General features: G+C 41.0%; 22 protein-coding genes. 10 read left to right on the forward strand and 12 right to left on the reverse strand.

Features of this window, described 5'->3' with window-relative positions:
- A partial coding sequence (locus ABI367_RS02755; RefSeq protein WP_462228067.1) for a hypothetical protein occupies positions 1-284 on the forward strand: 284 nt, incomplete at its 5' end.
- A gap of 23 nt (positions 285-307) precedes the next feature.
- On the opposite strand, the gene ABI367_RS02760 is transcribed toward ABI367_RS02755, so the two are convergent.
- Positions 308-526: a helix-turn-helix domain-containing protein gene (locus ABI367_RS02760; protein ID WP_462228068.1), complete on the reverse strand. Its 219-nt coding sequence runs from the start codon at positions 524-526 to the stop codon at positions 308-310.
- 89 nt (positions 527-615) lie between these two features.
- Between ABI367_RS02760 and ABI367_RS02765 the strand changes: the two genes are divergently transcribed.
- On the forward strand, positions 616-801 hold the full coding sequence (locus ABI367_RS02765; protein ID WP_462228069.1) for a hypothetical protein: 186 nt from the start codon (positions 616-618) through the stop codon (positions 799-801).
- Between the two features lie 86 nt (positions 802-887).
- On the opposite strand, the gene ABI367_RS02770 is transcribed toward ABI367_RS02765, so the two are convergent.
- The 3 genes from ABI367_RS02770 to ABI367_RS02780 are packed head-to-tail and all read right to left on the reverse strand — an operon-like array spanning position 888 to position 3692.
- Positions 888-1556 carry a hypothetical protein gene (locus tag ABI367_RS02770; protein ID WP_462228070.1) on the reverse strand — a complete coding sequence of 223 codons (669 nt, stop codon included), beginning with the start codon at positions 1554-1556 and terminating at the stop codon, positions 888-890.
- Positions 1557-1569: 13 nt separating this feature from the next.
- Entirely contained in the window at positions 1570-2202 is a 633-nt protein-coding gene (locus tag ABI367_RS02775) for a hypothetical protein (RefSeq protein WP_462228071.1), read from the reverse strand.
- Positions 2190-3692 (reverse strand): transglycosylase domain-containing protein, encoded by a 1503-nt coding sequence (locus ABI367_RS02780; protein ID WP_462228072.1) that lies wholly within the window; start codon positions 3690-3692, stop codon positions 2190-2192. Before ABI367_RS02780 ends, ABI367_RS02775 begins: the two co-directional genes overlap by 13 nt.
- A gap of 462 nt (positions 3693-4154) precedes the next feature.
- On the opposite strand from ABI367_RS02780, the gene rlmD reads away from it, so the two are divergent.
- The 4 genes from rlmD (at position 4155) to ABI367_RS02800 (ending at position 6989) form a co-directional block, all read left to right on the forward strand.
- Positions 4155-5561 carry a 23S rRNA (uracil(1939)-C(5))-methyltransferase RlmD gene (gene rlmD / locus ABI367_RS02785; RefSeq protein WP_462228073.1) on the forward strand — a complete coding sequence of 469 codons (1407 nt, stop codon included), beginning with the start codon at positions 4155-4157 and terminating at the stop codon, positions 5559-5561.
- Between the two features lie 102 nt (positions 5562-5663).
- Positions 5664-6065: a hypothetical protein gene (locus tag ABI367_RS02790; protein WP_462228074.1), complete on the forward strand. Its 402-nt coding sequence runs from the start codon at positions 5664-5666 to the stop codon at positions 6063-6065.
- Positions 6066-6211: 146 nt separating this feature from the next.
- Positions 6212-6721: a phosphoribosyltransferase family protein gene (locus ABI367_RS02795; protein ID WP_462228075.1), complete on the forward strand. Its 510-nt coding sequence runs from the start codon at positions 6212-6214 to the stop codon at positions 6719-6721.
- 31 nt (positions 6722-6752) lie between these two features.
- Positions 6753-6989, forward strand: coding sequence for a hypothetical protein (locus ABI367_RS02800; RefSeq protein WP_462228076.1), 237 nt, complete (start codon positions 6753-6755; stop codon positions 6987-6989).
- A 340-nt stretch (positions 6990-7329) separates the two neighbouring features.
- Here ABI367_RS02800 and ettA read toward each other — a convergent pair whose 3' ends face one another.
- Both ettA and ABI367_RS02810 read right to left on the reverse strand, forming a co-directional pair.
- Positions 7330-9009, reverse strand: a complete 1680-nt coding sequence (ettA, locus tag ABI367_RS02805) for an energy-dependent translational throttle protein EttA (protein WP_462228078.1) — start codon at positions 9007-9009, stop codon at positions 7330-7332.
- A 106-nt stretch (positions 9010-9115) separates the two neighbouring features.
- On the reverse strand, positions 9116-9631 hold the full coding sequence (locus tag ABI367_RS02810) for a hypothetical protein (protein WP_462228079.1): 516 nt from the start codon (positions 9629-9631) through the stop codon (positions 9116-9118).
- A gap of 189 nt (positions 9632-9820) precedes the next feature.
- Between ABI367_RS02810 and ABI367_RS02815 the strand changes: the two genes are divergently transcribed.
- Both ABI367_RS02815 and ABI367_RS02820 read left to right on the forward strand, forming a co-directional pair.
- Positions 9821-10117 (forward strand): hypothetical protein, encoded by a 297-nt coding sequence (locus tag ABI367_RS02815; RefSeq protein WP_462228080.1) that lies wholly within the window; start codon positions 9821-9823, stop codon positions 10115-10117.
- A gap of 158 nt (positions 10118-10275) precedes the next feature.
- Complete coding sequence (locus ABI367_RS02820; protein ID WP_462228081.1) at positions 10276-10674, forward strand: hypothetical protein; 399 nt, start codon at positions 10276-10278, stop codon at positions 10672-10674.
- A gap of 78 nt (positions 10675-10752) precedes the next feature.
- On the opposite strand, the gene ABI367_RS02825 is transcribed toward ABI367_RS02820, so the two are convergent.
- Genes ABI367_RS02825 through kbl form a run of 6 tightly spaced genes read right to left on the reverse strand, consistent with a single transcriptional unit; the run spans position 10753 to position 14713 of the window.
- Positions 10753-11334, reverse strand: coding sequence for a TetR/AcrR family transcriptional regulator (locus ABI367_RS02825; protein WP_462228082.1), 582 nt, complete (start codon positions 11332-11334; stop codon positions 10753-10755).
- A gap of 3 nt (positions 11335-11337) precedes the next feature.
- Positions 11338-11748 (reverse strand): Rieske (2Fe-2S) protein, encoded by a 411-nt coding sequence (locus tag ABI367_RS02830; protein ID WP_462228083.1) that lies wholly within the window; start codon positions 11746-11748, stop codon positions 11338-11340.
- Between the two features lie 4 nt (positions 11749-11752).
- On the reverse strand, positions 11753-12787 hold the full coding sequence (pheS, locus tag ABI367_RS02835; protein ID WP_462228084.1) for a phenylalanine--tRNA ligase subunit alpha: 1035 nt from the start codon (positions 12785-12787) through the stop codon (positions 11753-11755).
- Complete coding sequence (locus ABI367_RS02840) at positions 12787-13203, reverse strand: PIN domain-containing protein (protein ID WP_462228085.1); 417 nt, start codon at positions 13201-13203, stop codon at positions 12787-12789. Before ABI367_RS02840 ends, pheS begins: the two co-directional genes overlap by 1 nt.
- On the reverse strand, positions 13193-13477 hold the full coding sequence (locus ABI367_RS02845; RefSeq protein ID WP_462228086.1) for a DUF6364 family protein: 285 nt from the start codon (positions 13475-13477) through the stop codon (positions 13193-13195). Before ABI367_RS02845 ends, ABI367_RS02840 begins: the two co-directional genes overlap by 11 nt.
- Before the next feature lie 45 nt (positions 13478-13522).
- Positions 13523-14713, reverse strand: coding sequence for a glycine C-acetyltransferase (gene kbl, locus ABI367_RS02850; protein ID WP_462228087.1), 1191 nt, complete (start codon positions 14711-14713; stop codon positions 13523-13525).
- A 102-nt stretch (positions 14714-14815) separates the two neighbouring features.
- Between kbl and ABI367_RS02855 the strand changes: the two genes are divergently transcribed.
- Positions 14816-17302, forward strand: coding sequence for a DUF5686 and carboxypeptidase regulatory-like domain-containing protein (locus ABI367_RS02855; protein ID WP_462228088.1), 2487 nt, complete (start codon positions 14816-14818; stop codon positions 17300-17302).
- A 123-nt stretch (positions 17303-17425) separates the two neighbouring features.
- Entirely contained in the window at positions 17426-18379 is a 954-nt protein-coding gene (trhO, locus tag ABI367_RS02860; protein ID WP_462228089.1) for an oxygen-dependent tRNA uridine(34) hydroxylase TrhO, read from the forward strand.
- The last annotated feature ends 24 nt before the right edge of the window (positions 18380-18403 follow it).

Raw genomic sequence — 18403 nt, forward strand, 5'->3', positions numbered from 1 at the left:
TTTTGGCCGACTCGCCCAACAATATGTCATTATATGTTTTATTGATCAATATCTATTCCAAAGCCGGAGATTTAGAAAATGTAGCCAAAGCTTATATAAAAGGCCTTGAGTTAGTTAACCCTGCCGATAAGCAAAAAAAGGCAGAAATGGCCTACACCTTAGCTGTCCTTTACCGTGATAAACTTAAAAATACCGAGCAATATACGCTTTGGGGCAAACGGGCCAAAGAGTGGGCACCCGCCAACACCGCGGTATCCAAAGCCGCCAACGCATTGGTTTTTTAAAGCCCTGCAGCATCTGAGATTTTTTATATGTCCCGGCAAATCACCTCCAAACTTACATCAAGTCCGGTGGCTATTTGGTGCAGGTAGTAAAGCGACGGGTTTACATTACCGCCTTCCAGGCGCTGAATGGATTGCTGGTCCTTACCAATGACGTGGGCCAGTTGTACCTGGGTTATACCTTTCTCCTTCCGTATATCGCGGATGCGTTCGCCCAGTTTTTTAAGTAGTACTTCCTTTTCCATTTGGAAGTACATAAGTATAATAAACAACTTACATGTTGTACAACAAATCCGTTGTATTTATAAATAATATGTTTATCTTGGTGTTGTTTATGAAACCATTACCTAATTTCCCGGGCTTTAATTACCAGGCCAGCCAACTTTCCAAATTTATTGCCTCCGCCGGGTTGGTTACCATATTGCTTAAAAACGGCGAAATTATTCATTATGCCCCCGCGGATATTAAAGCCTTTGTGCAGTGGCTGGTAGCGCATGGGGTTGAGGATATAAAGATATGATAAGAACGCATGAGTGTATAAAAATCACGAGTACGCCTTGCTGTGGCTGGCGCTGCATACTCACGCCAGATGAGGGGTAGATAGGATTATATTCTTGAAAAACTTGCATTTCCGGAACTGTTTCCTGCAGTAGAAAAAAAGATCCCAGTTATTTCATTTTTTGAATTAAAAATCAAATCATAAGACAGGCTAGATTCTCTTTGCATTCCATGTTCTATTGTGCTTAAGAACAATTTTGACTTTTTTAAAACATTTCTTTCTAAATATCCAACTACGTCGATTCTTACTCTGTTGGCACCAATATAATTCAATACCTTCTGATTGCTCGTTTCTCGAATTTTTTCCCCTGAGCCGATAATTTCGTAGCCTTTTTGTAATAAATGTAACTCATATTCTAAACTGAGATTAATGAGAGGATTATGATCTGAACTACTAATTGTTATATTCACTTTCCAGCGACCAGATACATTAATTTTAGGATTTATTTTTTCATCATATAAAAAAATTATTATAGCTAAAATTAGTCCGCCTATTACGGTACCACCAATTGATATTGATAATTCCTTCCAATTTGCATTATAAGTTGATTCGTAATCCTTAACAATTTTAACGGGACTTGCTTTTTTATATTTCGCAGGTTTTATGGTATCACTTTCACAAAAGCCTTGTTTTTGAAAAGTCATTAAAACAACGATGATAAAGCATTTTAAATGCATTTTTAAAATCAATTTATTAATTTTTGTTAGTGCAGACATAATAAAATTATGATTATTTAGTAATCCATTTATTCAATGCATATAATATTGATAAAGCAACAATTGATGAGATAATTTGGATAAAAACATTTCCAAATACTATAAATCTGATGAATAATATAATAAATATAAATATGGCTCCAATTGTAAAGAGGTAGGATAACGTTAACAATAAAAAGCTCACTATTCTTTTAGAGGGCTGCGTGTTAGAATATTTGTTAAAAAATTGATTTGATTCTTGAATTTTACCTATCTGTAATTTTAAATCTTCATCAATGTGTTTTATTGTGCCCAATATCAACTGTTCGTCGGAATTAGGATCGATTGATATTTTTAATATAGCATTTAGCATATCGTTATCTAAATATGCAGCCTTGCCATCTTTTAATAAAATACTTTGTATTTGTTCTTTAAATTCGTTCCCATCATCAAGAGGAAAGTAAGCAATTAACGATAGTCTTACTTTTAGTTCTGACAAAAGTTCTATTCTTCTTTCTAAAAATTTATAAAACACCTCTTTTGAAGCCAAAAGGGGTGTTTCGATAAGGCCCTTTGCCAGCCATGAAATAAAAGCTATTAGGCTCGTTATTAATATTCCGAGAATATTTTCATCAATTCCTTTTATAAATTGCTCTATCGATTCCATTTGTATGAATTATTTATTCCGAATAAACTCTGGGAAATTTTTTTAATTGAACTAATAAAATTCCCTTCCTTAGAAGTATCGTTAATTAAATTATCCCCTCTTAGAACTGCAAATACCTTGTCTGAATTACCAAATACCGCAAAACGTTCTTTGTTATCATTGGTAGTGCCCGTTTTTAAAAATACATTATCAATATCTAAACGATCTACAGCAATTTTATTTAGAATGTTTAAACATTCTAAAACGATAGTGGATTTTTCAGAAGCACAAAAAAAATTATAATAGCATCTAGCTAATTCATAAAGTGTAATGCCAGATTTTGTTGCTCCAAGTATACTCGAGGGTAAAAATTCTTCTTTGTCTTTTTGTAGTATTAGTGATAAATACGAATATAAATTTTCTAAGTCCGAATCAAAACAAGCATTGATAAAAGCATTATTATTAGATAAAAATAATGCTTGAGCTAGGGTTAAATGTGCGCCAGTTAATGTTGCTTCACGCACACTCCATCCTATATTATTATTATTATCGGTATTTATTAGTTGATCAAATGTAAATTGGTTATTTCTTAAAAAAGTATATATAAAAGGTTTTAATGTTGAACCGACATTTGTTTTAAAAGAAAATAAATGTGAGCTTCCATATGTACTTGAAGCGGCAACCACTTTCCCTTTTTCAATGCAAATGATTGAAACAGGATATTTGGAATTTTTTACCCATTGATTTAATTCATTTTGTAGGGATACATCTAAAGTGGTATTAATGATCTTTTTATTATGATTAATATCCTCACTTAAATATGGTATACATTTGTTGTCAAACACTTCTAAGAAGTTGGCTTCTAATTTTATCTTATAAGATGAATTTCTTTTGTGATTTTTTATAGAAATAGCTTTTCGTTCTCTAAGTAAATTATTTAAAACTTTAAATCGTGCTTCGGCACAATCTAATCGATTTGTATATAGATTGGGCCCTCGTAATAACGTAAGTAGGACTAGTTGTTCTGAATGCGTTAATTTATATGGTTCCTTTAAAAAGTAATAAAGGCTTGCTGAACGAATTCCATATAAGTTATTACCAAAGTAAATATTATTAAAATAAAGATCCAATATTTCATCTTTTGAATGGTTAATTTCCAACCTAATAGCACTATATGCTTCGCCTAATTTTTTATACAAATTTCGTTTGTTATTATATTTTAAATTCCTGGCAAGTTGTTGGGTAATTGTACTGCCTCCTTGGACTATTTTTCTTGCTCTAAAATTTTCGTTAAAGGCTCTAAGAACACTTTTAAAGTCAATGCCCTTATGGTTATAAAATCTTTTATCTTCGATTTGAATCAAACAATCCTTTAAGAAACTAGGTATAGAATCAGAAATAGCTTTCCGTCTAAAATCACAAGAGACAACTCCTATCGCAACTGGCATATTTTTACTTTTACAGTACAACACATAGCCATTATGTTCATTAGTATCCTCTACTTGATTCATGTAATTGGTTAAGATTACTAATATACTAATGTCTATTAATAAATATTTAAATGATTTTCCCCCTGCTGGCGCACGCGTATCGCGTGTGACCTATCAAAGCGGACACCCCACCCTTATCTCCGAACGGACGGACAAAACGAACAAATAATAAAGCGTCATTGCGAGGAGTGAAACGACGTGGCAATCTCTACACGCCAGGTAAACCGCGACCTATCGTGTAGAGATTGCCACGCTGTCGTTCGCAATGACGCGCGGTTTTGAGCGTTGGCCGCGTTAGCGATGGCAGCGTGTACCGGCCCTGCGCCTAATGCCTTGTGTCAAATCAGCGAAATCCAATAATCATGTGTGTTATCTTAATATCGAACACCGAATATCGAATGACGAATAATGAAGGTTCGATATTCGATATTCAACATTCATTATTCGATATTACTCCAACCTAAAACTATTACCTTTGCTACAATGAGCAAAATACCCTATAACCAGGTTTTTGAGGACGTAGCCATAATTGACATTGCCGAAGAAGGCAAGGGCGTGGGCAAAGTAGACGAGTACGTGCTATTTGTAGAGAAAGCCGTGCCCGGCGATGTAGTCGACGTACAAGTGTACCGCAGCAAGAAAAACTTCGGCGAAGCCAAAATAATTAAATTGAAACAACCGTCGGCGCACCGTGCGGAGCCGTTCTGCGAGCATTTTGGCACCTGCGGCGGCTGCAAATGGCAACACATGACGTATGCCGCCCAACTGCAGTTTAAACAAAAAACCGTAGCCGACGCGTTGAGCCGTTTAGCTAAAATTGACGTGGAGGGTATGCTGACTATAGTAGCCTCGCCCGCCGACAGATATTACCGCAACAAGCTGGAGTTTACCTTTAGCAACAAACGCTGGCTATATGATGGCGAGAGCAGAGATAACGAGGAACTGAATATGAACGCGCTGGGCTTCCACATTCCCGGCAGGTTTGATAAGATACTGGATGTACACCACTGCTACCTGCAAGCCGACCCCAGCAACGAGCTGCGCAACCGCATTAATGAGTTTGCCAAACAAAACGGCTACACCTATTACGACCTGCGCGCGCATACCGGCGCCCTGCGTAACCTGGTGATACGTACCAGCAGCACCGGCGAGATCATGGTGATTGTAGTGTTTGCCTACCCCACCCGCGAGGAGATAGTGAAGCTGATGGATTTTATTGCCGGCGGTTTCCCGGAGATAACGTCGCTGCTGTATATTGTAAACGAAAAGAAGAACGATACCATATTTGACCAGGAGGTAGTGGCCTATAAAGGGCCGGAGTTTATACACGAGGAGATGGACGGCATACGCTTTAGGATAGGCCCAAAATCGTTTTACCAAACCAACAGCGTGCAGGCCCAGCGCCTGTATGAAATTACCCGCGACTTTGCCGGCTTTACCGGCAACGAACTGGTGTACGACCTGTATACCGGCGCGGGCACTATTGCCAACTTTATTGCGGGCAGCGTGCGCCAGGTGGTTGGGGTTGAGTATGTACCCAGCGCCATTGAGGATGCCAAAATTAACAGCGCCATCAACAATATAACCAATACCAAATTCTTTGCCGGGGATATGAAGGATGTGCTGTCGGCTGATTTTGTGACCGAGCATGGCAAGCCGGATGTGATCATAACCGATCCGCCCCGCGCGGGTATGCACCCTGATGTGGTGGCAAGGCTGATGGAGATAGAAGCTAAAAAAATTGTGTACGTAAGCTGTAACGCCGCCACACAGGCACGCGACTTGCTGGCACTGAAAGAGAAATACAACACGGTTAAGATACAGCCGGTAGATATGTTTCCGCATACACAGCATGTGGAGAATGTGGTGCTATTGGAGTTAGCCGTCTGAACCATGATTTTTAGGATTTGATGATGGCCATGATTATAATTGCAGATCGGAATCAAGTAATCCTTTAATCTTAAAAATCAAGGTTCAGACAAATAAAGATTTATGCAACCTGAAGAACTATTAAACGAAGGAAACAACCGGGATGGCCAGCCACAGCAGGAGAGTCCGCTGTTGAGTTTGGAGAAGGACCTGAAATTTTTTGAGGAATCCATCCGCGAGGTGGCCATGGAGATACGGGTGGAGGGACTATCAGAGTACCCTATATTCATCGCCCATCAGCATGAACTTGCCCTGGGCGAGCTGATACTTGACCGCCACGACCTGAACAGCACCTGGAGCATACACGCCAGCACTCTGGAAGAATTTTTGGAGCGCGGTGTCATCAAAAAAGAACTTAAACAACGCTTTGAAGATACCTACAGGGACCCCAATAACTTTATCTGTGTTTTTGTAGTTACCCCCGAGGGTGCAAATTTTGTTTTTGTGCCGTATGGTAAGGGGTGAGGAATTTAATATATTTACAAAGCATTGGCCAAGTGCGGTTCCCCTCTTGAGAGGGGTGTAGGGGTGTGTTATAAAAATCAAACCCACCCCTGCCACTTCACCAGTCAACGCGCCCCCTCCCAAGAGGGGAACTTTAATTGATTGTTATGTCCCATAAAAAACTCCTTATACTAAATCAGCAGCAAATACAGCAAAAGATTGACCGTATTGCCTACCAGATACTGGAAGATAATTTTGATGAGAAGGAAATTTTAATTGCCGGTATGCTGCCGCGCGGCACCCATATAGCCACCCGACTAAAGGATATTTTAGATAAGATAGCCCCGTTTAAAAGCAAGCTGTTAACCATAGATGTAGACCGTAACAGCACCAGCCTAAACGCCAAATATGATTTCGACATTAACGAGTGCAATAACAAGGTTGTTATTTTGGTTGATGATGTGCTAAACAGCGGCAAGGCCCTGGCCTATGGCTTCGGGGTGTTTATGAACGCGCCGCTAAAAAAGCTGCGCACCGTGGTATTGATTGACCGTAACCATAAAAGTTTCCCTATAAAAACAGACTACGCGGGCATCGCGCTATCTACCATCATCAAAGATCATATTGAAGTGGTGCTTAACCAGGATGGCGAAGAGGATTCGGTTTATTTGACGTAAAATGTTTAAATTTTATTAAAGGAATTTTTATATGTCGGTAGCAGAAATCAAACAAACCAAAACTAATTTGATAGCCTGGATTGAACAGCTATCAGACACCAATATGCTAGCTTTTTTAGAAAGCCTAAAAAACTCCAAAACAAATACTGATTGGTGGGATGAACTTTCCGAATCTCAACAAGAAAACATTAATGAGGGATTGAAGGACGCGCAAGAAGGCCGAACTATGTCTTCTGCTGAATTTTGGAAAAGATTGAAAAGTGAATGAAGAAATGTTGTCGGTAATTTATACTGATCGGGCAAACGCAAATTCTTTATCTATTAAAAACTTTATTCTTATAAAATTTACGCAAAGAGAAGTAGATAATTTTATAAAATGCTTACAAGCTTTGAAAAAACTGTTTCTACTTTTCCTGAAATATATCCATTAAGTACAAAAAACCAAGAGGTTCGTCGGGCCGTTTTAAGTAAACAGCTATCGGTTTTTTATACGATTATCAATAATGAAATTTTAGTGATTGGCATGATAGACAACAGGATGGATTACGCTAAATGGCCAAAATAAAAAGGCCTGAAGTTTTATACCTCAAGCCTCTTACTAAAGCTGCTTACACCGTCAGCTTCCTGTACTTTATCCTTTTCGGGCCAATATCACCTAAACGTTTTTTGCGGTTCTCTTCGTAATCGGAGTAGTTACCTTCAAAGAAATAAACCTGCGAGTTGCCTTCAAACGCCAGGATATGCGTACAAATACGGTCCAAAAACCAGCGGTCGTGACTGATGACTACCGCACAGCCGCCAAAGTCGTCCAAAGCTTCTTCCAGCGCGCGCAGGGTATTTACGTCAATATCGTTGGTAGGCTCATCCAGCAGCAGCACATTGCTCCCTTTTTTTAGGGTGATAGACAGGTGCACGCGGTTACGCTCGCCGCCTGATAGTACACCCACTTTCTTTTGCTGATCGGCACCGTTAAAGTTAAACCGCGATACATAGGCCCGCGAGTTTATAGGGCGGTTGCCCACCATAATATTTTCTAACCCGCCGGTTACGTTTTCCCAAACCGATTTGTTAGGGTCAAGGTCGTCGTGCATTTGGTCAACATAGCCAAGTTTTACGGTATCGCCCACGCGGAAGGTTCCGGCATCGGGTTGCTCCTGCCCGGTTATCAGGCGGAACAAGGTTGTTTTGCCCGCGCCATTCGGACCAATAATGCCTACTATACCCGCAGGCGGCAGGCTGAAGCTCAGGTTATCAAATAATAATTTATCGCCGTAGCTCTTGCTAACGCCATTGGCCTCAATAACCACGTTGCCCAAACGCGGGCCCGGCGGAATAAACAGCTCCAGCTTTTCTTCGCGTTCCTTAGTTTCTTCGGAGGCCAGTTTTTCATAATTACCCAAACGCGCTTTTGATTTGGCGTGACGGCCCTTTGGCCCCATGCGTACCCATTCCAGCTCGCGCTCCAGGGTTTTTTGGCGTTTGGTTTCGCTTTTTTCTTCCTGAGCAAGGCGTTTGGCTTTCTGGTCCAACCATGACGAGTAGTTGCCCTTCCATGGTATACCCTCACCCCTGTCCAATTCCAATATCCAGCCGGCTACGTTATCCAGGAAATACCTGTCGTGCGTTACGGCTATAACGGTGCCTTTATATTGTTTTAAATGTTGCTCCAGCCAATCAATAGATTCGGCATCCAGGTGGTTGGTAGGCTCATCCAGTAACAATACATCAGGCTCTTGCAATAACAAGCGGCATAAAGCCACCCTGCGGCGCTCACCGCCTGATAGTACATCTATTTTAGTATCAGGTTCCGGGCAACGCAGGGCATCCATGGCGCGCTCCAGTTTGGTATCCAGCTCCCAGGCGTTTACGGCATCTATCTGGTCCTGAAGCTCACCCTGGCGGGTCATCAGCTTATCCATTTTATCGGCATCGCCGTAGTATTCTTCCAGACCGAATTTTTCGTTTATCTCTTCGTATTCTTTGAGCAGGGCGGTGGTTTCAGCAACGCCTTCTTCTACCACCTCGCGTACGGTTTTATTGGGGTCAAGCTCGGGCTCCTGGCTCAGGTAGCCCACGGTATAGCCCGGCGAAAACACCACCTCGCCAATATTGGTTTTATCAATCCCGGCAATAATCTTTAGCAGCGATGATTTACCCGAACCATTTAAACCTATAACGCCAATTTTGGCGCCATAAAAAAACGACAGGTAAATGTTTTTTAATACGGTTTTTTGCGGCGGATAAACCTTACTTACCCCGGCCATTGAAAATATGATCTTCTCGTCCATTTAATTAGTGAATGAGTGAATTAGTGATTGAGTGAATGAAGGGCAAATATGGGCAATAGTAAAGCTAACTGCAAGTTGAAATTGATACTACCGATAACCCCAAACTTTATTGAGCATCAACCAAAGGTAAATTATTATCACCCCTGATGGTTATGCTGCGATGAGTTGAAACCTTTAACAGTAACATATTTGGAAATGCTTTTTTAAAATAAGGCATTTCGCTGGCTTTGGTAACCTGTACATTATAATAACGTTCGGCCAAAACCCTCACGTTTGCAGTATCGGTAATCAAGGTGCCATTTAGCATATAAATAATAGGTTTGCCTTTGTCCGCTTTTGCTATATACTTATCAGCCAGGTTTTGTAAGGAGAGCCTTTTACTCATTAATAAAGTTTGAAGCGTGCTATGGTCTTTTAGGGTTATATAAATTATACCATCGGGATATTTTGGATCATGAGGAATATTCATTGAATTAATTTCCTGCGGATCCATCAGCGCCAGGGTATTATAATCCATTTGTACCGAGTCGACCATTATAACCGGGTGTGGCTTGGCAATATGCTGTGCCCTGCTGCTTATAAAAGCCGATGTTAGCAATAGCGTAAATAACATTTTTCTCATAAAATAAAGATAGGCATTTTTACCACACGTCATTGTGAAGACTACCCTTTTGTCATTGCGAGCGGGAAGTGCGCGGCTTAAGAGCGGGTGTGGACAACCGAGCGTAACGAGCTCATTGATACCATTAAAAAACAAATTATAGAATCAATAATCGCACGCGTTTTTGCTTCGCAGACAAGTGTATGCCCAGTGTATAACATCGGCCCGCTCATTCGCCGCGGGAAGGGCTGTTACTTTTGGCTTGATCCAAAAGTAACCAAAAGATCAAGTCAGCAGAGAGGCTTCTTTGCGCGCGGGGCCTTTGCGCTGCAAATCAGGGAAAACCTGGGCGGCAAACAGTTGCCCCCGCTTGCGCTTACCCACGGGGCCCTTGCTTCTGCAAATATTTGCGATGCCCTGCAGCCACACAACCCACCATCGTTTTACCTGATTTCGCCCGAAGCTTTTCTGCTGACACCTTGCGTAATAAGTGCGTTGTCATGGTGAGCTCCGTCGAACCATAGCGGGTAGGCCTTCGCACGCATCCTTCGACGAAGCTCAGGATGACAGTCCATTGCCAGTATTTCGGCAATGACAAAATGCTGTTTATTAGATAAGTTTTATAAATTTAAATCATAATCTATCAAGCTTATTAAATAACGGATATGGAGTTATTTGACTTTTTATTTTACTATTCAACACTGTGGTATTCAAAGGCTACTACAAACCAATTTAGAAATCCACCTCAACAAGCCTCTTATGTTTTGGGCATTTCGTCATCGCTATATGTTTATAGTTTAAGCATATTGATAGAATATTTTATAACTAAATCTTTTAAATCGCAAGTACCTATTTGGGTTTTTATGGTTATTGCACTGGTTATAATTCAATTGTTTCAATATATCTATATCAACAAAGGAAGATACAATGACATTAAGGAAAGATATTTAAAATCTAATATTTCAGATAAGAAGGGTAAAAGATTAACAGTGGCTTTTATAGTAAGTGGATTAGTTGTTTGTGTACTCTCTATTGTTTTTATTCACCTAATAAATAATGCCTAACCAGATTATATAATGACGGACGCAATTTCGCTGAATTAAATAAATCCGAAATCGAACATCCGAAATCCGAAATAAAAATCAAATAGTAATCGCCGCTTTTACCAAATAAGGTAAGATCTCTTTTTGGAAGGATACAAAGTTTTTACGTACGTCAGAATCGGACACGGAGGTGAACGCGAAGCTGAACACAATGCTTTTGCTGCATTTGATGAGGAAACGCATACGCTGCTGGTGCGCCTCGTGCTTGCGGATGCCGTTGAGGCGGGTAAATGATAGTACCAGCATTTCTTCCAGCTCGTTACTCAGCTTTTTTAAAAAATCCTGCGAGTTGGTGCTTTCGCGGATGAAGTCCCAGCCTATAAATTCATTACACACGGTGTAGGATAAGCGGCAGGTTTTCATGATCAGCATGCTGAGGTGCTCCTCTTCATCCGTTTCAGAGATATTACTGTGTATCAGGTCGTCAACGCTTACGCGGATATAATCCATCAGCAAGCTTTGCAAAACGGCCTCTTTACTGTCAAAATACTTGTAAATAGTGGCTTTTGCAATTTTGGCGCGTTTGGCTATTTCGTTTACGCTGGTTTTATGGTAACCAAATTTTCGAAACAGATCTTGTGCCGCACGCTTAATGCTATCTTTAATTTTATCTGGCTCCATGTATCAGTTAGATACAAATATCTCAAAAGTATTGGTATTTACCGCATACGGCTTTAACGAGCGCGTAGCAGGGGCCTTTACGGGCGTGCCGTCAGTTAACGAGAACTTGGAGCCACTGCACGGGTCGGTAGCGGTAAGGGTAGGATTATCCAGCGTAACGGCGCACTTGTTTTGGGGCATATAGCTGCTGCACCTGTCGTACGCTACATAGCCGTAAACGCTGTGGTAAATGATTAGCCCGGCTACGCCGTAACCATCAATTACTACGGCGCCACCGGTGGTTTTAAGTGCAGCCAGCCGCGGATCAGACAGCGACGCTTCAAAATTTACACCTACGTTGGGTACCGAATCGCCGGTTTTAGCACAACCCATACAACACATTGCCAGCACCGCTAAAAAACCTATGCGTTTCATTACCTTATATAATTTCGGTTTTAAACTGCTTTAAAAAGCGTTCGTCGTTTTCAGAGAATAAACGCAGATCGCGAATTACGTATTTAAGGTTGGTTATCCTTTCAATACCCATTCCAAACGCAAAGCCGGTGTATTTATTACTGTCAATTCCGCAGTTCTCCAACACATTAGGGTCAACCATGCCGCAGCCCAAAATCTCTACCCAGCCGCTGTATTTACACATATTGCAGCCTGCGCCTTTACATATGGTGCATGATACATCCATCTCGGCAGATGGCTCGGTAAACGGGAAATAAGACGGGCGGAAACGCACTTTAGTACCTTCGCCATACAACTCCTGCACAAAGTGGTAAAGGGTTTGTTTTAAATCGGCAAATGACACATTTTCGTCAATATATAATCCCTCCACCTGATGAAAAAAGCAATGCGCACGGGCTGATATAGCCTCGTTACGGTAAACCCTGCCCGGCATAATAGCGCGGAACGGCGGCTTGCCATTCTCCATCATACGCACCTGTACCGACGAGGTATGGGTACGCAAAGCGATATCATCCTTACCCGCATTTTTTTTGATGAAGAAGGTATCCTGCATATCGCGGGCGGGATGCTCCTCGGGGAAGTTAAGCGCCGAAAAGTTATGCCAGTCGTCCTCAATCTCAGGTCCTTCGGCAACCACAAAGCCTAAACGTTTAAATATATCAATGATCTCGTTACGCACCAGGGATAATGGGTGGCGCGAGCCAACCGCGAAACCATCGCCTGGTAACGTAAGGTCTTGTTCTGAGTTTTGAGTTGCGGGTTGTGAGTTAAAGCTTTCTTTTAACTCTGCATATTTCGTTTCGGCCATTTGCTTAAACTGGTTAAGCACCTTACCAAACACGCGTTTTTCTTCGGGACCAACGCTCTTAAAATCTTCAAAAAGATCTTTAATTAATCCCTTGGTACCTAAATATTTGATGCGGAACGCTTCCAGTTCATCCGCGTTAGCGGGGGTAAAAGCGTTTATCTCGGCAGTATATTGATCTATTTTATTTTGCATTATAACGTTCTTAAAAATTGTTCGGCTGTTAAAACCGGTATGGTTGCTTGTTGGTAATCTTTTATATTTCTGGTAATGATAACTTCACAATTATCTCTTTCAGCGATATTATATTGCATAGCGTCCTCAAAATCATTAAAAGGACTTAATAATGCCTGTTTAATATTCTCGTGCTCAAAGGTTAAAATATTTATTTCCTTAATAAGTTTACCTACAATATTCTTCGCTGTTGTTGCCCCTACTTTTTTTCTTAATATGTAGTGAATATTTGCTATAGCCAGGGCAGAAGTATTTAGGGAGAGTTTCCTATCTTCACATTCAGATACTAATATCTGACTATAAAAAGAAAAAGGCTCTCTCTGCAACAGCACATCCAAGAGCACATCCCTATCTAAAAATAAGCGCTTATAAGCCATGCTTATCTTTCAAATATTCATATTTCATATCCTTGTAATCCATATCGTCGGGATATTTTCCTTTTAAAACACCTGTTAAATCTTTAATCCAAGGTGGGATTTCCATATTCTTATATTTCTCTAACAGAGGATCTTCTTTTTTTTCTTTTTCTACAATACTATCAAAGAATTCTTGAACTAATTTTGAAACACTGGTGTGTTGACGCTTAGCATATTCTTTTACAGAAGGTAATGACGCCGACTTAACACTCAAAGTTAACTTTGTACTTTCCATAGGATTTGCATTTTTATACGTACAAATATAAATATTCTATACGTATTAATCAATCACCCCTAATGCTTTACCCACTTTAGTAAACGCGGCAACCGCTTTATCCAAATGCGCAACATTGTGCGCGGCCGACATTTGTACCCGTATCCGCGCCTTACCTTTTGCCACCACCGGGAAGTAGAACCCGATAACATATATGCCTTCGTCAAGCATTTTGGCGGCAAACTCCTGTGCCAGTGCAGCCTCGTACAGCATTACAGGCACTATGGGGTGTACACCCGGCTTAATATCAAATCCCGCTTCGGTCATTTTTTGGCGGAAGTATTTGGTATTACTTTCCAGCTTTTCTTTTAACACGGTTGATTCTTTCAGCATATCCAGCACAGTAATAGACGCCCCAGTTATGGCAGGGGCTAAGGTGTTACTGAATAAATAGGGCCGTGACCGCTGGCGCAATAAGTCGATGATCTCTTTCTTGCCGGAGGTAAAACCGCCGGATGCCCCGCCCAGTGCCTTACCCAACGTACCTGTAATGATGTCAATTTTATCCATCACATTATGGTACTCGTGCGAACCACGACCGGTTTTACCCATAAACCCGGTGCAATGGCTCTCGTCGATCATCACCAAAGCACTATATTTTTCGGCAAGGGCTGTTATTTTATCCAGCTGCGCGATGGTACCATCCATAGAGAAAGCACCGTCTGTTACAATAATACGATGGCGACAGCCTACGGCTTGTTTTAATTGCACTTCCAGGTCGGCCATATCATCGTGCTTATAGCGCAGTCTTTGCGCTTTTGACAGGCGCACACCATCAATAATACTGGCATGGTTCAACTCGTCAGATATAATGGCATCCTGCTCATTAAACAGCGGCTCAAATACCCCGCCGTTGGCATCAAAAGCGGCGGCATATAAAATAGTGTCCTCAGTCCCTAAAAACTCGGATAGCTTTCTTTCCAGCTCTTTATGTATATCCTGTGTACCACAAATAAACCTAACCGACGACAACCCGTAACCGTGACTATCCATCGCCTTTTTTGCCGCCTCAATTACTTTGGGATGCGACGATAATCCCAGGTAATTATTGGCGCAAAAGTTAATAACCTGTTTGCCGCCCTGCACGGTAATATCGGCACCCTGGGGCGAAGTGATGATACGCTCGGTTTTATATAGGCCGGCTTCTTTTATTTCGGCAAGTTCCTGTTGTAAAACAGGTTGTAGCGTATTGTACATGGGCAATTATTTTAAGCTGCAAATTTACGTAAACAATAATTCAACTATAATATAAACGCCAAATCAAAACATTTAGCTTAAAAAAGCATTTAATGTGAAGCGATGAATAAATTTTTACTATCCCTGTTAATTACATTAAATGCTTTAAGTTTTAAAGCAACCGCGCAGCAATTTGTTTTATCCGGTCGCATAACCGATCAAAAAAACAACCCAATAGGGTTTGTATCGGTATATATACGTAACTCTACTTATGGCACCACCAGTAACGAAAACGGGCTTTATCAGTTTAAATTAAACCCCGGTAATTATGAGGTGGTATACCGCTTTGTGGGTTACACGGAACAGATTGATCATGTCACCATAACTGACCATGATGAACAGCACAATGTGCAGATGCAGAATGAAATATTCACGCTTAATGAAGTTGCTGTAAATGAGAAGCGCGGGCGCGATACCGCCGCCGCAAATATTATGCGGAAGGTTATTGCCAAACGCAAGTATTATTTACACGAGGTAAAAAACTACTCGTCAACTGTATATGTAAAAGGAGTGCAGCGGCTTACCAGCGCACCAAAATCGTTATTAAAAAGCGGCGTAGCTAAAGTGCTTGACCTTGACAGCAATGGCAAGGGAATTTTATACCAATCCGAATCGGTATCTAACTTTAGTTTTGAGCAGCCAGATAAGGTAAAAGAGGTTACTGTTGCTTCAAAAGTGGCCGGTATTACCCCAACATTCAGCTATAATAAGGCGTCTGACCTGCAAGCTAACTTTTATAAAAACCGGTTTTTTATTGAAGGGTTAAGCAGTCGTGGCTTTATATCGCCCATTGCTAATAACGCATTCAGGTTTTACCGTTTCCGTTTGGTGGGCAAAACCACGGAGAACGGACACACAATAGATAAAATTGAACTAACCCCCCGTCATAAACATGACCCGGCCTTTCAAGGCTATATTTATATATTGGATGGCGACTGGCGCATATACAGTGTGGATTTAACGCTGAATAGCACAACCAACGCACTTAACCTGGTTGATACCATCCGCATAAGTCAGCAATATGTGCCTGTAAAAGACAATATATGGATGCCCGCCTCTATTCATTATGATTATAGCGGCAACGTATTTGGGTTTAAATTTGAGGGCTATTACCTGGGTATTTATAACAATTATCAATTTGATATTAATGCACCGCCGGGTTATTTTAATGGCGAGGTTTTAAGAATTGATACCGCGTCAAACATTAAACCGGCAAGCTATTGGGCGGGTATTCGCCCGGTACCGTTAACCCCGCAGGAAACTATTGATTATCGAAAAAAAGACAGCATAGCGGTGGTGCAAAAATCAGAAAGGTATATTGACTCTTTACAGAAAGAAAAAAATGATCTGGATGTTTTGCCGTACCTGGTTACTGGTTACACCGCAACTAGCCGCGACAATAAAGACTCGCTATATGTTTATCCGTTTTTGCAAACCATTTATTATAATACGGTTGAGGGATGGGGTGTTAACCTCAAGGCACGTTACTCTAAAACCTTTGACGATTACCGCAACTTTAGTATTACGCCTGCACTGCGTTATGGTTTTGCCAACAAGCTATTTAGTGCCAACGTACATTCATCGTACACGTATGATCCGGCACACTCCGGAAAGTTTTTTGCTGATTTTGGCAGCGATGTGCTCGATTTAAATAACGTAGGTACACGGTCATTATACTTTAATACCCTGAGTACCTTATTGAGCGAAAACAACTACGTAAAATATTACCGCTCGCAATTTGGCAGTGTTGGATACCAGCGTGAACTATCCAACGGCGTTTTGTGGACGGCCTCGTTATCGTACGCTACCCGTACACAACTTTATAATATATCGTATAACCATATTTTTGATACACCAAATAAAGAATACACCTCTAATAACCCTTTAATGCCCGATGCCCCTGCTAATGATCAATCTTTATTATTTCCAAAGCATAATGCATTAACTTTTAACACCTCGGTAAAATTCACCTTTGATCAGCAGTATATAACCCGACCAACCGGTAAAATTTATCTGCCTTCAAAATATCCTACGCTTACAGTTAACTATCGCAAGGGGGTAAATAACGTCTTTGGGTCGGATGTTGATTATGATTTTGCTTCGGTTGATATCTCACAGGATAAAATACCTATTGGCCTATCCGGTTTTACTTCGTTCAAAATTTCGGCAGGTAAATTTTTTAATCATAATACCTTGTATTTTATGGATTATAACCACTTTTTAGGCAACCAGGGTACCACGTTTGACCCTACCTATGTGGGCAGTTTCCATTTTTTACCATTTTATACTTACAGTGCCAATGACCAATACGTAGAGGCGCACATACAGCATAATTTTTCGGGATCAATATTAAGACGAGTACCCTTTTTGCGCAAGCTAAAGCTGGAAGAAATAATTGGCGCCAACTATTTAACCGAACGTAATAATGAAAATTACTCTGAATTTTATGTGGGTCTGCAGCGTTTAATATTCCGTATTGATTATGGCGTATCCTACGCGGGCAATCAAAAATATTTGCAGGGTTTCAGGATATTTTACGGGCTTCGTTAAGCTAAAAGCTAAAAGCCGAATGCTGAAAGCTTTTTTGCTTTTAGCTTTATTCTTTCAGCTTTAAGCTCAAAAACTTATATTTGCCCTTCATTTAACACCGTTTGCAGCGGTATCAATGTAGTTATGAAATACAATACCTTACTTTACTATTGTTACTCAACAATAGCGGATGCGGAGCAATTTGCTGCCGATCATTTAAAATTTTGTAAAAGTTTGAACCTTACGGGGCGCATTATTGTGGCTACCGAGGGGCTTAACGGTACAGTATCCGGCGCAGCCGAAGACTGCAAAACCTATATGGATACCTTACATGCCGACCCGCGTTTTGCCCAAATTGATTTTAAGGTTGACGAGGTAGATACGCCATCATTTGTAAAAATGCACGTGCGTTATAAGGACGAGATAGTACACTCCGGCCTGCGCGACCCTAACATTATCAATCCGCAGCAAAAAACAGGCAAGCATCTGGAACCAAAAGAATTTTTGGCGATGAAGGACGCCGAAGATGTGGTGATACTGGATGTACGCTCCAACTACGAGCATAATCTGGGCAAGTTTAAAAACGCGGTAACGCTGGATATTGAGAATTTTAGGGATTTCCCGGATATGATCAATGAGCTGGCGCAATACAAGGATAAAAAAGTTATTACGTATTGCACCGGTGGTATTAAATGCGAAAAAGCATCGGCCCTGTTACTGCACGAGGGTTTTAGCGATGTGTACCAACTACATGGCGGCATCATCAAATACGGCAAGGAAGCAGGCGGAGAGGATTTTGAAGGCAAATGTTATGTGTTTGATAACCGCTTATCTGTTGAGGTAAACAGCGTTAATCCCGTAACCATATCCACCTGTTATAATTGCGGTAAAACCACCGATAAAATGATAAACTGCGCCAACCCCGAGTGCAATGAGCATTTTACCCAATGCGACGAGTGCGGCACCGCCATGGATGGCTGCTGTAGCGATACCTGCAAACAACATCCGCGCAAGCGTATTTATGACGGCACCGGCTATTACGTAAAAGTACCACAACCGGTAAATGTTAAAAAAGCTTCTAAAATAGAGTTGGCATAAATATACAACAAGCTATCAAAATGG

It is taken from the genome of Mucilaginibacter sp., assembly GCF_039935595.1.
In the GTDB taxonomy this organism is placed as follows: Bacteria; Bacteroidota; Bacteroidia; order Sphingobacteriales; family Sphingobacteriaceae; genus Mucilaginibacter.

Bases quoted from the DNA above. Each gene is read 5' to 3' on its own strand.
- ABI367_RS02760 (WP_462228068.1), bottom strand. From the start codon at position 526: ATGGAAAAGGAAGTACTACTTAAAAAACTGGGCGAACGCATCCGCGAT.
- ABI367_RS02765 (WP_462228069.1), top strand. From the start codon at position 616: ATGAAACCATTACCTAATTTCCCGGGCTTTAATTACCAGGCCAGCCAA.
- ABI367_RS02770 (WP_462228070.1), bottom strand. From the start codon at position 1,556: ATGTCTGCACTAACAAAAATTAATAAATTGATTTTAAAAATGCATTTA.
- ABI367_RS02775 (WP_462228071.1), bottom strand. From the start codon at position 2,202: ATGGAATCGATAGAGCAATTTATAAAAGGAATTGATGAAAATATTCTC.
- ABI367_RS02780 (WP_462228072.1), bottom strand. From the start codon at position 3,692: ATGAATCAAGTAGAGGATACTAATGAACATAATGGCTATGTGTTGTAC.
- rlmD (WP_462228073.1), top strand. From the start codon at position 4,155: ATGAGCAAAATACCCTATAACCAGGTTTTTGAGGACGTAGCCATAATT.
- ABI367_RS02790 (WP_462228074.1), top strand. From the start codon at position 5,664: ATGCAACCTGAAGAACTATTAAACGAAGGAAACAACCGGGATGGCCAG.
- ABI367_RS02795 (WP_462228075.1), top strand. From the start codon at position 6,212: ATGTCCCATAAAAAACTCCTTATACTAAATCAGCAGCAAATACAGCAA.
- ABI367_RS02800 (WP_462228076.1), top strand. From the start codon at position 6,753: ATGTCGGTAGCAGAAATCAAACAAACCAAAACTAATTTGATAGCCTGG.
- ettA (WP_462228078.1), bottom strand. From the start codon at position 9,009: ATGGACGAGAAGATCATATTTTCAATGGCCGGGGTAAGTAAGGTTTAT.
- ABI367_RS02810 (WP_462228079.1), bottom strand. From the start codon at position 9,631: ATGAGAAAAATGTTATTTACGCTATTGCTAACATCGGCTTTTATAAGC.
- ABI367_RS02820 (WP_462228081.1), top strand. From the start codon at position 10,276: ATGGAGTTATTTGACTTTTTATTTTACTATTCAACACTGTGGTATTCA.
- ABI367_RS02825 (WP_462228082.1), bottom strand. From the start codon at position 11,334: ATGGAGCCAGATAAAATTAAAGATAGCATTAAGCGTGCGGCACAAGAT.
- ABI367_RS02830 (WP_462228083.1), bottom strand. From the start codon at position 11,748: ATGAAACGCATAGGTTTTTTAGCGGTGCTGGCAATGTGTTGTATGGGT.
- pheS (WP_462228084.1), bottom strand. From the start codon at position 12,787: ATGCAAAATAAAATAGATCAATATACTGCCGAGATAAACGCTTTTACC.
- ABI367_RS02840 (WP_462228085.1), bottom strand. From the start codon at position 13,203: ATGGCTTATAAGCGCTTATTTTTAGATAGGGATGTGCTCTTGGATGTG.
- ABI367_RS02845 (WP_462228086.1), bottom strand. From the start codon at position 13,477: ATGGAAAGTACAAAGTTAACTTTGAGTGTTAAGTCGGCGTCATTACCT.
- kbl (WP_462228087.1), bottom strand. From the start codon at position 14,713: ATGTACAATACGCTACAACCTGTTTTACAACAGGAACTTGCCGAAATA.
- ABI367_RS02855 (WP_462228088.1), top strand. From the start codon at position 14,816: ATGAATAAATTTTTACTATCCCTGTTAATTACATTAAATGCTTTAAGT.
- trhO (WP_462228089.1), top strand. From the start codon at position 17,426: ATGAAATACAATACCTTACTTTACTATTGTTACTCAACAATAGCGGAT.